The sequence below is a fragment of the Lelliottia nimipressuralis genome, from assembly GCF_041464075.1.
GTDB lineage: Bacteria > Pseudomonadota > Gammaproteobacteria > Enterobacterales > Enterobacteriaceae > Enterobacter > Enterobacter nimipressuralis.
Window position 1 is genome coordinate 3219613 of sequence record NZ_CP167172.1, and the last position, 13065, is coordinate 3232677.

11 protein-coding genes are annotated in these 13065 nt (G+C 55.5%); 1 reads left to right on the forward strand and 10 read right to left on the reverse strand.

Annotated elements, in window-relative coordinates; genetic code table 11:
* Positions 1–1598: 1598 nt before the first annotated feature.
* From ACB496_RS15390 to ACB496_RS15425, 8 genes are all read right to left on the reverse strand, one after another.
* Positions 1599–2255 carry a reverse transcriptase domain-containing protein gene (locus tag ACB496_RS15390; RefSeq protein WP_371972994.1) on the reverse strand — a complete coding sequence of 219 codons (657 nt, stop codon included), beginning with the start codon at positions 2253–2255 and terminating at the stop codon, positions 1599–1601.
* A 225-nt stretch (positions 2256–2480) separates the two neighbouring features.
* Positions 2481–5105 (reverse strand): fimbria/pilus outer membrane usher protein, encoded by a 2625-nt coding sequence (locus ACB496_RS15395; protein WP_371972995.1) that lies wholly within the window; start codon positions 5103–5105, stop codon positions 2481–2483.
* Positions 5083–6072 (reverse strand): molecular chaperone, encoded by a 990-nt coding sequence (locus tag ACB496_RS15400; RefSeq protein WP_371972996.1) that lies wholly within the window; start codon positions 6070–6072, stop codon positions 5083–5085. The genes ACB496_RS15395 and ACB496_RS15400 overlap by 23 nt, the downstream gene beginning before the upstream one ends.
* 256 nt (positions 6073–6328) lie before the next feature.
* Positions 6329–7051: a molecular chaperone gene (locus tag ACB496_RS15405; RefSeq protein ID WP_371972997.1), complete on the reverse strand. Its 723-nt coding sequence runs from the start codon at positions 7049–7051 to the stop codon at positions 6329–6331.
* A 19-nt stretch (positions 7052–7070) separates the two neighbouring features.
* On the reverse strand, positions 7071–7637 hold the full coding sequence (locus ACB496_RS15410) for a fimbrial protein (RefSeq protein WP_371972998.1): 567 nt from the start codon (positions 7635–7637) through the stop codon (positions 7071–7073).
* On the reverse strand, positions 7634–8359 hold the full coding sequence (locus ACB496_RS15415) for a molecular chaperone (protein WP_371972999.1): 726 nt from the start codon (positions 8357–8359) through the stop codon (positions 7634–7636). Before ACB496_RS15415 ends, ACB496_RS15410 begins: the two co-directional genes overlap by 4 nt.
* A gap of 87 nt (positions 8360–8446) precedes the next feature.
* The gene (locus ACB496_RS15420; protein ID WP_371973000.1) at positions 8447–8986 is read right to left on the reverse strand and encodes a fimbrial protein; all 540 of its coding nucleotides are present in this window, start codon (positions 8984–8986) and stop codon (positions 8447–8449) included.
* A 400-nt stretch (positions 8987–9386) separates the two neighbouring features.
* Positions 9387–9992: a tyrosine-type DNA invertase gene (locus ACB496_RS15425; RefSeq protein WP_371973001.1), complete on the reverse strand. Its 606-nt coding sequence runs from the start codon at positions 9990–9992 to the stop codon at positions 9387–9389.
* 348 nt (positions 9993–10340) lie between these two features.
* Here ACB496_RS15425 and ACB496_RS15430 point away from each other — a divergent pair, with 348 nt between their 5' ends.
* On the forward strand, positions 10341–11258 hold the full coding sequence (locus ACB496_RS15430; RefSeq protein WP_371973002.1) for a DMT family transporter: 918 nt from the start codon (positions 10341–10343) through the stop codon (positions 11256–11258).
* Between the two features lie 471 nt (positions 11259–11729).
* Here ACB496_RS15430 and ACB496_RS15435 read toward each other — a convergent pair whose 3' ends face one another.
* Positions 11730–12389 (reverse strand): DUF2913 family protein, encoded by a 660-nt coding sequence (locus ACB496_RS15435; protein ID WP_371973003.1) that lies wholly within the window; start codon positions 12387–12389, stop codon positions 11730–11732.
* Positions 12390–12493: 104 nt separating this feature from the next.
* Positions 12494–13045: an inovirus-type Gp2 protein gene (locus ACB496_RS15440; RefSeq protein ID WP_371973004.1), complete on the reverse strand. Its 552-nt coding sequence runs from the start codon at positions 13043–13045 to the stop codon at positions 12494–12496.
* Positions 13046–13065 lie beyond the last annotated feature (20 nt).

Sequence of the window (13065 nt, forward strand, 5' to 3'; positions counted from 1 at the left end):
CTATGGCATATACCAGGGTCGCGACCACAGCAGTGCGAAGGAGGGATTTTGGGTTATAATAGTTTGGTGCCATGCTCACCTCAAAGTTTGTGAGAATTAGGGTGGACTACCCAATTAGGCCGGTCAGGCTAGGTTCGACCCGTTGCAGGTCGAATTTTATTCTTCCACCTGTTTGGATGCTGTTGGGTCCGCCTCCGGCGGTTAACAAGATAATTTTTATATTCCTGCATAGACATCGAGAACAATGCGGGTTTCGGCTTTCCCCGGAATGGGGTCAGCCTGGGCCGCGATCGGGGTTGCGGAGATCGTGACTCCCCCGATATATCCGGTAGGACTTGTTACGAAGGATGCACCATCCCCTTGCCGGAGCGTAGTGCTCGTGTTGGGCGGCAAGGGAATGGACTTGCTGCCGAGGACCAGCTTGTAATTGACGGATGGGTTGCTCGTTGAAAATACGGAGCCATCGACAGGGGCAGGTGCGCCAAGTGCTCTGACGGTTATTGAGTTAAGCGCACTGGAGCCTGGCCCGTTGCAGTCTAACTGAATATTCGCGCTTAGCGTGGGTGCTAGCGCGACGCCCGCCCCGAGAAAAGCAGCAGCTCCCACTGGCGCGGGCCACTCCAGCCGTGCGGCGGGGCCGCCATTTATGGAAGCCGTGCACACTGATGGTGCTACGGGCTGTTCCTGAAAGGCGGTTCCCCCGTGCCCGACCAGCGCGGAAGTGCATACACTTGAAAAGAGCGGGTTTTTATAGTTGGCTGTACCGTCGCAGGAGGTCACAGCAGTGTAGCCTTTTCCGTCAAGGCGTGATTGTATTAACGCGCGGTCAAGGGAGATCATTACTCCGATTTGGATCCCGGGCTCGGCGGGGGCCCCTTCGGTGTCATTGCTGTATCCTACTTGCGCCGGAAAGTATCCGTCGGTCGTCCCAAGGCCTAGCAAACCGACAGCCCCATCAGCCGAAGCCTGGTAGAGTTCCCCGGTTTCAGCGGACCTAGCCACCCAGAGGTTCCCTTGAGCGTCGGCCTGGCAGGCGAGGAACGCGAGGCCGCCGCCCAGAGAGTCGGTTTCCGATCCTATCAGACTCGTGCCACTCGCTCCGCTGCAGGATATGGAGGCAATGGTTCTCATCCGAAGCCCCACGAACCCCGCGTCGTTTGTGTCGATCGGTGCGGGCGTCGCCTGACCTATCGCCACTTTGTATCCGTCTTTGTTTTGGTCGCTAGTCGACCGAATATCTGTGGGGGTGATCCAGCGAGTGGGCCACCTGGAGGTTTTTGGTGGCATGATGGATCGTGCACCAATCCAGAATTTTTGGTTAGGTGGCGCGCCAGTGCATCGGACGTAGTGGTTGTCGACCGACACTAGCATGACGGTCGGGTACGCGCTCCCCGGTACTTGCCGGTTAGGGGCGAGAAGGACAGGTGAAGTGTGGATCTGTTGGGCCGGGAGCGTGGCGTAACAGTAGGGCGCGGCGCTTGCCTCGCCCGGCGTGCAAAGCCAAGATGCACATGTAAGGCATATTGCACCGGAGATTGCGCCACCCGGGACCGGGAGGATCCGGCCGCACCGGTTGCCGGGGCGGCGTATTGCTGCAATCAGGGCGATAACCCGCAGATGGATAAGTTGCATAAGTAACTGTTCCTCCAGATTGTCCATCGCTTCACATACGCCGACAGCCGCTGACGCAGCCACACACGGCCACGCCAGACAGCCTGCTCATAAAGCCGCCGGCAACGCTCACGATGGTTGGCCAGTGCGCGTGGAGCCACTCCTGTTGCGCCTGAACCCGTAAATTGTATGCCCATCCAGTCAAAACCCCGGTCGGTACGACCGATAAACGTCTTGTCCGGATGCTGCCCGTATCCACCTGATGCAAAAAACACATTCAGGTCACGCACCGCCCGCCGGAGTCGCCAGCGGGTCGGTGCAAATATCACAATGTCATCCATGTAGCGGACGTAGCGAATATCCCGCTGCGCCTCAAAATACGTATCCATACCCCACAGACAGAACCCTGCCAGCAGTGGGCTCAGCGCACACCCCCGGCAAATCCCCTTCACCGGTGTGTAAAACTCACCGCCATCCTCCACGCTGTAATGCAGGTACTGATGCACCAGGTTCAGTAGCAGCGCGTCCTTCACATAGCGCTTAATCTGCCGCATCAGCGGCGCGCGCCGGATGTGGCCGTAAAATCCCCGGATATCTGTCCGGCAGACATACTGCCACTGCCGCGTCTGCAGACTCCGGTGCATCCTGCGCGCCCCACATCACCTGCCTGTTCCTGCCCCGACCCGTCAAGAGCATCGGACGTAACCGGTAACGCCCCGCACTGAGTGAGGCGGCCAGTTCAGGCCGTAACCGTGCCCAGTGCCAACGAAGGTGCCAGATATCCGCATCCGCCGGCGCTGACCTGCGCTGCCGGCAACACCAGAGGAATGCACTGTCCAGCATCGCTTCCTGCCGGGCGCTCAGCATTGTCAGCGGCAGACCACGTTATGCCTGACCACTAACTCGCCTTCCCCGCCCTGATAGTCCACCTGACACTGCTGGCCCGGGGCACTTCCCCATTTCACGGCCACCGTGCCGGCCGGCGGCATACCCGTCAGGTATACTCGCCCGCCATCACCCACGATACCCGTGGCCATCTGGTCGGCACTGTTCGCCAGGCTCGCTATCGCACCAAACGGGACCGGTGACCCGTTATGTATCAGTTCCAGCAGAAGCTGGGTCCCGCTGCGAACCTCAAAATCAGCCATCACCACCGCGCCCCGGGTTGGATAAACGTTCTTGCTGTTCTGCGTGATATCCACACCGTCCGGATAGGTCGACGGGTCAAGGCTGACGATGTTTTTGCGGTAACTGGACCCCTGCGGAAGTACCGCATAGCCACGGCTGTCGGTCTGGTCCATACCATTCACTTTCACGCCCGGGGCACCCGGCGCCTTCACCAGCACCGCACCGTCCCCCATCGAACGCGTCAGCGTGATGCCGTGCTGATGAATAAGCACGCCACCCGACACCCCGTAGTTGAAGTTGTTGTTATCACTGCTCTGGCTGTAGCCCAGGTTGGAGTTCAGACGACTCCCCTGATAGTTCAGGGTGCCTGACGTACTGGACTGCGCTCCTGAATTCCCCCAGCCCTGGTTAAGCCCATAGCTGAGCTTGTTGTCCAGCACTGAACCGCTGACCCCTGCCTGCTGGGTCACGCGACCTTCATTGTCATGGGTCATGATCCAGTTTGATGACACATTCTGGAGCAACGACTGGTTACTGAAGATATTGAAAGGTACGGACATACTGAGTGACAGCTGGCGGTTTTCCGGCCAGGATTTGTTCTCGTCCTGCATCCGGTCAATGTCGTAATTAAGGTTGAGCGACACGCCCTTCACGTTGACACCGTATCCCACATGCAGGTTGTTACTCGTCCCGGTCCCGCTCCAGTAATCGGTACGGGTCCCTCCGACAGAAATGCTGCCAAGGTTTGCCGGAAGCTGCTGGTTAAGGTTCACCTGCCAGCTGCTGCGCTGACGGTCCATCGACCACGGCGCTGACCAGTCATTCAGCCGGTAACCCTGTGAGTTTGCGTCACCAAAGCTGTAGTAGTTGCGGGTGGAATAGCGGTAAGCAGCCAGGTCCACGCTGGTCCCGGTCGTGACCATACTTTTGGAATACCGTATACGGTATGACGAACCGACCTCTTCATGGTCATTGCCGCCATCCGGGTCGCGGAGCTGTGCCCGGGCCCAGGTGGCATCCAGTGACAGCGCCCCCATCAGGCCAAGGGAGAGTGCGGTCCCGGCCACACCAGACAGGTAGTTATCCGCCCCCAGTGCGCCACCATACAAAGTGACATCCCCGGGCAGACCGTAGACCACCGTCGCCATGCCGAAATTCGGCTCCCGGCTGCCATCGGTGACATTGCCCGCGTGGTACTTACCAAAGGTGAGTTCGTAGTCAACCCCCCCCTGACGCTGCATCACCGGAAGGCTCGAATACGCCACCGTCGATATATGCCGCGTCCCGTCCGCTTCCGTCACCACGACCTGCAGGTCACCGGCGTTACCCATCTGTCCCATATCGCTAATGCGAAACGGTCCCGGAGCCACATTGACCTGGTACAGGGTGTAACCGTTCTGCATCACCCTCACCACGGCGTTACTGTTCGCCGTACCGGTGATGACCGGAGAAAAACCGAGGCGCGAGTTGGGCAGCATGCTGTCCTCAGACTTTATCTGCACCCCGCGAAAAGGTATCGAATCCAGAATATCGCCACCCGTTGCCCCCTCTCCCGCCGTCATCTCGCTGCGCAGTGCCTGTATGTCACGCTGCACATACGTGTTTGACGTGCGCCAGCTGCTTTGCGTCGGCACCGAGGTATGGTAATCACCATAACGCCCCTGACCGGTCATGCGCTGGTCAGTACGTGTGAACGACTGCGTACTGCGAAGACGCCAGGGACCGGCATTCAGGCCATTATTAAAGCTGGCAAACTGGTTGCTGGTACGCGTGCTGATACCGTTGCTGTCATACTTCCCCTCCCCGCCGTTGATGCTGTAATTCGACATCAGGGCCGGTATTCCCTGCTCCCAGTTAGCGGGATTCATATCCGGATCGAACCCCTGTTTCATCGACACCTGGGGGACGCTGATATTCAGACGCTGGGATGAGGCATTAAACTCGCTGGTCGCCTGCGGAATGAGCGCCGACAGAGATGTCACTGGCATATCCTGAGGCTTGTCTTTCAGGGCCGGTACCGTTTCGGTATCCACCCCCCAGTTAGCCAGGTCGGCCACGGTCAGTTGTGGCACCACAGCACCGTCCACTTCAGTGAAGGTGATGTTGCGGGTCTCCGTCAGCATCTGATTGACATAGACATCCACCAGGTATCGCCCGGGCGCTACATACCCCTTATTTTCAAAGGCAGACAGGTCAACGTCCTTCTGGGCGCCACTGAGGAAGCTCGGGTCAAAGTATTCACGGGCGAAAGCCGGTGCCGATATCAGTCCCAGCGCGCACAGCACCGCCACTGACAGCGGGGTGAGCGTGAGCATCAGCCCTCGCTCTGCTCCGGACATCGGGTTAGAGACCCGTCTGGTGTTCATCTTTATCTCCTGTTAACGTCCAGGTAAGGGGACCGCTGATAGTACGGGCCAGTGAAAATGTGTGTGATGACAAGGGCGAAACCCAGGCTGCACGGACGCTATCTGGAATACGCTCCCCCCCCACACTCAGCGCAGCAAAGTGAACGAAGTAAGGCGTGGGATTATTCACCTCGAGATTGTTGCCGTGCGCGCGAAACGTCAGAGCTTTCGCCACCTGACCAGGCGTCGGTTCTGGCACCGTCTCCGGTCGCCAGAACAGCAACATGTTCATACGCAAAGCGATCTGTATCTGTGAACCGTCGCCCTTCTTTCCTGCCTGTTTACTTTTTTCGCCCTCATCGGTGACGTTCTGCGGCGGAACAGCCAGAACGGAGACCACCGCAGCCGATTCACGATCGGATGGCAGACCACTCCCGACCTGACGCACACGCAGGGCAGTCCGTCCGCTGGCTTCAAGCCGTGACAGCGGGGGCAGAATAACGAAAGGCGGTATGTTGCCAGCCCCTGGTGCTGTGCTCGCGCGCCCCGTTGCCGGATCGAACGCATTGATATTTCCCTGCAGCAGATAACTGGATGCGGACGGATTGACCACATTCACCACGATGCCGCCTTTACTGTCTTTCTGCGAATAATTCATCAGCATCGGATAAAATGTCAGGCCACTTTTACTGACATCCTGACTGTTTTTATTTATTTCCCCACTATTTTCGCGCACGAGGGATTTATTTTCAGACGAGCTTAACTTTTCACTTATTGATTTATCGCCATTCCCTGACTTACTGACTACGTGGGTATTCTGCTTCGCAAAATTACCCTGTAAAATATTATCAACAGGAGCAGAAAAAACCCGCTCAGGTCCTCCCCCCCCCAAAAAAACAATGAGTGTAAATAACACAAGGCAGACATACCGGACGGCTCGCTCTTCACCGACGGGATGCTGCGGTCGTCCTTGTTTCTTATTCATCATGACCTCCAGAGCCGATAGCAGACACCACCCACCAGGACAGGCGGGTCCCGCACTGTCATTCAGTGATATCTGGTGCTTATTATTTCGTTGACTGAACACTGCGTATAAATGTCTTTACACGCAGTCTAATCAAGCTGTTCTGTTATTTATTTTTCATGCACATTAAATAACGCACCTGACAAGGTAAATGGCGATTATTATTTCACTCGTTTTTTACATAGAAAAAGCAGACACCCTGTATTTTCCCGACCACACGTTACTGAATGTCGCCCTCAAATACGTTACTGTTTCCGCCAAAATCATTAATCATCGACCAGCTCACTTTCTTTCCCGTGCCAGCAAAGTCTTCACACCCGAACGGAGTCAGCATGGAAGGCTGTCGGTTGAGATCCACACGCACACCATTAAACGCAAGCGAGCCCAGGGAGAGATAATATCCAGTCAGGTTACAGGCCCGGATTTTCTCCCCGCGCACTGAAAACCGGACCTGCCGGAAGACCTTATCATCAGGCTCCCGCAGTACGGACGGTCGCCAGAACAGCTTGATGATACTTTCCATCCCTACCCGAAAGGACACCGTATCCTCAGCATCAGATGACAGAGAGGGAGGCACCATCAGGGCATGGACATACCACACACTTTCACGGTCAGAAGGCAAAACGCTGAGGTCCCCCACTGCCATAATACGCACCTGAGCTGAGGAGCCCGCCTCAAGCCGGAGCAATGGCGGCAGCACAATAAGCAGAGGTGCATCCTGCCCGTCTGCGGTCAGTACCCGCACCTGAACCAGCCAGGGATGCGTGGCTGAATTCCGTATTCCAAGCGGAGCTGCACGTCTGTCATCACCCAGAATAATACGCGTCCGGCTCAGCGTGACACCATCCGGCCTCGCGGCCAGAGCGTTAAGGCTACCCACGACACAGAGCAGCACAGCAAAGAGTCCCGCACACTGCCCCTGCCGTTTTTTTTTGTGCATCATGCCGTCTTCCTTTGTCCGCTCAGTGATACATAAAGGTGAAGCGAAGAGTGGCCCTGATACTCCCGGAGGTATATGCCCCACCTGCATACTGCATATCCACCAGGAAATTCTGCATGCCGTTACTGACCGCCTGACCGCTGCCTGCCAGGTCCACCATCTGTTGATTTTTCAGTGCATCTCCCGGAGCGCCCGTATCAGGCTGATAGCGCACCCTGAAACCGATGGCGCCTTCCGATGTTGAGCTGTCATCCCTGAACAGGGTCTCCTCCCCGGAGACTGGCGTATTGCCTGATATCTGGATGGCAGGCGTCTGACCGCTAATGGCTGAGTTTTCGCAGCCCGACAGGTTCAGGGAAATGGTTTTTGCGGCAACCCGCGCTATCACTCCCGCCTCCTTTAAATCCGATGCCCTGAGTGGCACAAAATTCATGGTGTCCGGCGTCATCAGCGACATTTCACAGGTTTCCTGCTCCACCACCAGACTCAGGTCCAGATTCACCGAGCCGCCCGGCCGGTCCTCTGCCAGACAGGCCTGCGCAAAAAGCAGGGTAGCCATTCCGGCGATACCCGCCACCCTGCGCTTCATGATGCTGTCCCTGTAAAGGTGTCCACTGCGCCATAGTCGTTCAGCACGCGCCATTTGACTTTTGCCTCCGGACTGACTCCGTCAACATCAATGTCTTCACTTGCAAACGGAGCCAGCATCAACTCACGCTTGCGCGCATCACTTCCCATCACTTTCTTTGTTCCCGCCTCTACCGACACAAAACTCATGTAGTACGGTGAAGGGTTCGTTAAGTGAAGTCCGCGAGAAGTCCGGGTGACTTTCAGGGCGGCCATGCCGTCACGCCAGCCCATTGCCAGCCCTGAAGGACGGTAAATCAGCTTGATATTCAGCCCCACCCCCATTGACACATTACCCTGTGCCGTCAAAGGCGAGGCACTCCCGGGCACAGTTGCCACACCGTCGCTGGAGGCTATCCCCTGTACAGATAACCAGTTCAAGCTTTCCCTGTCTTTCGGGAGCAGCGTGGCTGTTTTAATAATGCGCAATTCATAGTTCCCTTTCGTCTCCAGCCTGAACAACGGAGGAAGAACCTCAAACGCATCGCTTCTTTTTAAATCCATATCCTTCACTGAGGCCTGCACCAGGTAAGGCTTGTCGCCACTGCCATTCATAACGCTGACACTGACGCTTTTTTCCTGCTCCGGATAAATGACCCGCGTAGCCCCCAGCTGCACTCCGGCCCTTGCCACCTGAGTGCCAGCAAGCATCATCAGCAAGGCAAAAAAAATGTGTTTTTTCATATAACCTCAGCCTGTAATCCCCCTGATGAATGTGGCCTCCCTGCCACCAGGGTGAGTTCACACCCTGAAGCGTCCTTACATCAGGAATTAGTTATAGGAAAATTCAAACTTCAGAACGGCATTCGCAATACCTGGTGCTGGCGTGGCACTAGCAGATGCCAGGCCGACGCTGTAGTCGTATTCTGTATTGTTCAGGGTGGCGGGGGCATCATTTTTGTTGCCGATATCTCTGGTGCTCCGGTTCGCAAGCAAAGCACCTGCACCGGTAGCGTCAGCAGTAACACCGATTGCCACAGGCGAAGTGGTTTCCGAGTTAAAGTACGTGTCACCCATTCCTGATACGGGGCCAGAGATACGAATGTGCCCCTGAGAAGATGCTTCCGCCGCCCCCTGGCAGCCAGAAAGAGTGACTTTCACGCTTTCTGATTTGAACAGTTTTCCTGCAGTATCGATATCAGCAGGTTTGGCTTTCAGCACCCCCGAATTGAGGGTCGGCGGAACAGAAATATCACAGGTAACATTCAGAACCTGTCCGGACACAGTGAGTTCGTTACCAGCATGAGCTGCATTCATTCCACCCATCACCATCATTGCCAGTAGACCCAGTTTTATTACGTTGTTTTTCATACGTGCTTCTCTTATTGGTGTTTAGTTGCGCCCGCACCTGACGGGCATTTTTATCGCTGGTCGCTGTCTGTATCTCGCACTGAAAAGGAGACATTTAGGACCATTTTGACTCCTTATCGAGTGCGTCAGTGGTAATCACCAGTTAACAGCGAACAAGCAGGAACTCGCGCCAACATTTACATTGAGTTCAGGAGAAAAGACTTTCGGTATCGAGCAAAATGCAGAGAAGACAGTAATCGGGGAGGAGTGAACTTTTACGGTTACATGACAAAGTGATTAACCTGCTGAAATATCAGGATAACAGGAGTGCAACGGGTGTGGTGTATGTCGTTGTTTTACACATGGAAATAATTTGATGGGAAAATTCTTAATTTTTTTGTTGAGGAAAATTTGGCCTCATCTATATTAAGTAACAGTTTGGTCCTAAGTGTAACTTTTTCTGCTTATTTTTTAACCTCCACACCCCCTCAAACCTACCTGCATTACTGGCCGTGTAACGCACGGTATGCCTGATGTTGCGGTGTCCCAGGTAGTCCTGAATCAGCCTTGTGTCCACCCCGCGGTCCGCTAACGCAAATCCGCACGCATGTCGCAGCATGTGCGGATGCGAACATACCGAAATTCCCGCCGCTTCACCCAGGTTCTGAATGAGCTGGTAGATGCGCTGACGACTCAGCGGTCCGCCCCGTTTTGACAGGAACAGCCAGTCGGTATCAGCTCCCCTGAGGGTCCTGCGGACCTTCAGCCAGGCCTTCAGGGCTTTCATCTCTTTGGCGAGCAGCGGATGGGTGGTACTGAACCCCTGCTTGAGACGGTGGATGTACAGGCAGCCCTCCTGCATGTCGATATCTGACAGCGTCAGATGGCGCGCCTCGCTCACCCGAAACCCGTGCACAAAGCTCATCAGTATCAGGCAGTAGTCCCGCTCCGGTGAACTCCCGGCTTTTGCGGCTTCAAGCAACTGCTCCACTTCGCCCTGCGTCAGGTAACGTCTTTGTTTGGTCATTTATAGGTTCTCCAGAAATATTGACGTGCGGCAATACCGCACCCGGGCATTATTCACGCCCGGGCCGTCGGGCTCAAGCCCGTATCTACTGTGGATATGATTCATGAACACCGACAACAGGAGAAGTCTTAAAAAATAGTGTGATTACGCACGCTGCTGTTAAAGGACATGCCACCGGATTTGACAGGATGAAAAGTCGTGACGAGAGTCATAATGACTCATACAGGCGGCCAAGCCACCTGTTACGCGGTACCAGACATCGCGTTTTGCCCGCTCACTCCTTGCGGGCTTTTTTTTGAGCCGTCAGCACTCAGGTTATGAATCACTACATTAAGGGAAGAAAAAAATATGAAGGGATTTTCACGTTCGGGTTCACTTGTCACTGCAGCATTGTTTCTGGCGGTTTCTGTCACCTGGGGTACCACCTGGATGGCGATGAAAATCGCACTGACCTCGTTTACGCCAGTGCTGGCAACCGGCCTGCGCTTTTTGCTCGCATCACCGGTACTGATTGGGCTTGCCAGAGCAGGCGGGCATCCCCTGCTGTTCCCGGCAGGAAAACGGCTTTTTCAGTTCGGTCTTGCCCTCTTTTACTTTTCACTGCCTTTCTCGTTGATGATTTACGCAGAAGAAACGGTCTCCTCCGGCATGGCGTCCCTGCTCTTTGCCGTGATGCCCGTGGCGGTATTATCTGTCTCCTGGCTGCTGACCCGGCAGGGCGTTTCCCGCTTACAACTTTTCGGCACGGTTATCGTTATGATGGCGCTGGGCACGATTATTATCCGTGAAAGCGGAACCGCCGAAATCCAGAGCTGGACAGGGGTGGTGGCCATCCTGCTGGCCGTGGGCTGTCATGCCGTTATGTACGTGTTGTGCAAAAAACACTGCAGCGGGATATCGGTCCTCACCAGCAATGCGCTTCCCTGCCTGGGGGCTGCGTTCATTTTATTGATTTTGGGTCTCATACGGACCCCCGTGCACCTGGTACAGGTCGATCCCCGTGCCATGGCCGCTGTCATCTATCTGGGGGTGGTCGCCGGCATTCTGGGTATCATGGCCTATTTTCAGCTACAAAAGAGGGTGTCACCGTTTCGGGCCTCGATGGTCTATTTTATCTTCCCGCTGATTGCTCTTTCCCTCGACGACATGCTTAACGGACAGGCCATCTCGCCCCTGTCTGCACTGATGGTGCTCCCTTTTCTGGCCGGTATTTTTCTGGTACTGCGCCCCACCCGGGAAACGGGCGCCCTGAGCAATGAGGCCTGACAGGAGACATCCGCTGAAGCAGAATGCCGTCTTCCAGCCTGGCCCCTCTCTTTTTTGAACCATGCCGCCCGTACGTGTTGCTCTCAATCGGGCAGGAGCCCCAGAGGACGAAATGGTGACAGATAACCGTGCGGATATGCGCTGATGCCACTGCCATGCATCTCCCCTGGCTGGTGTCGCACTCAGGTCGGCTTTCAGGCTCCGTGCTGAGTCATAGCATTCACCATTAAAGATAACGTTTTTCTGGCTGCGCGGCCGTTCGTTAAACGAAAAGGCAGCAGAATCACCTAATCAACGTAGCTGGCAATACGCAGATGTTCTCCTGCACCGGCTCTCAACAGGATGTATTCTTCCAGTACGTCGGCCCACTACTGCATGGGCCGGGATGTTTCGTCATCGCATGAGAACGGGTATTTTCGATTTGATAATCAATTTGCCCCACGGTCATTTTTCCTTTAGGTCAACGTAATATCATCTGCTCTTCGGCGGCGTTACCGCAGGGCACATTTCTGCCGATGACCGTAACGATAACAAACACCACCCGGCGTGTTGCTCGCGGATCGCATAACGCAGTTCCCGCGCATCAAGCACATCGCCTACAACGCCACTGTCTCCGACCACAATAAAGTCAACCGACGCTGACTGCTGACCTTTATCGGTAAAATGCCGCTGCAGTTCGGATTTTCTCACCAGCAGCGCGGATACGTCCATATATTCGGCATACAGGGACGCAGGCTCCCATTCATCGTTGGTGACAACTGCATTGACCCAGCCCTGTGACCGCAGATACTCAATGGCATGCGTCAACCGGAACAGATCAGACTGTTTCGTCACCGGCTCTGTGCAGGACGGCCAGAGATGTTCCAGCCGCTTGAGCAACCCGGCTGCGGAGCCTTTCTGTCGCCCGAGGCGCAGCAGGCTGTCAATATCTGTCGCCACAGACCGGGGAAAGCGGCGTTGTTTTTGCGCATCAGCGAGCCAGCGCACCAGGAAGGTATGGACAGTCAGCGGCGACAGCGCCTGACCGTCCTGCTGGGCCAGACGTAAACCCACCAGCGCACACCAGGCAAAATGCGCCAGGTCGGCCAGTGATTCTTCGGGAGGTAGTGCAGTGAGATTCTTTTTATTCATGACGGGGATTATATCGGCAGCACGTAGCGCGGAAAAGGGCTGAAGGCCGGGGGATAACATCAGCGCCGAAGAGTGATATTTTTCCTCATCGTCAGACTGCACGCTCAGGCGCAAATAACGCTCGTCCGGGCGAGAGTGACGGGTACTGTCATTGCCTTAACCTGCGCGGTAAACTGGTTAAAGGGCGTTGTGAAGACGCCCCGGGCAACGCGGTTCAGGATGACTGGCGTTATATTCGTTACGTCTTTACGATTTGCGCCAGTTACCGCTATCCATGCATCAATGAGCATCTCGCTAATCCCCTGCTGAGCACTTTCATCGTGGACTCTCCCCAGCGTATCACGGTTGAGCAGCAGCACCATTTTGCATTCTGGTGCACTGGCCGCCTCCCATATCCAGCGTAACAGCGTCGGTGGTGAACTCCGCCGCTCCTGCTGGCGTTGCCACGAATATTTGCCAATCTGTTGCCAGACTTCGGTATGAAAACGCAGGATAAGCGCACGGTAATCGGTCATGCTCTTGCGGTACGGCAACGTCAGCGTAAAGCTGAACGCCACCAGTCGCGGGTAATGGTCAACGGCCTGTTGTAGAAACATACGAATGGTGGCCGGGGAGCAGCAGTCAGCCCCGGTAATTTCAGAAACAGAATGATTCACGATGAGGGTTCTCGTTTGTT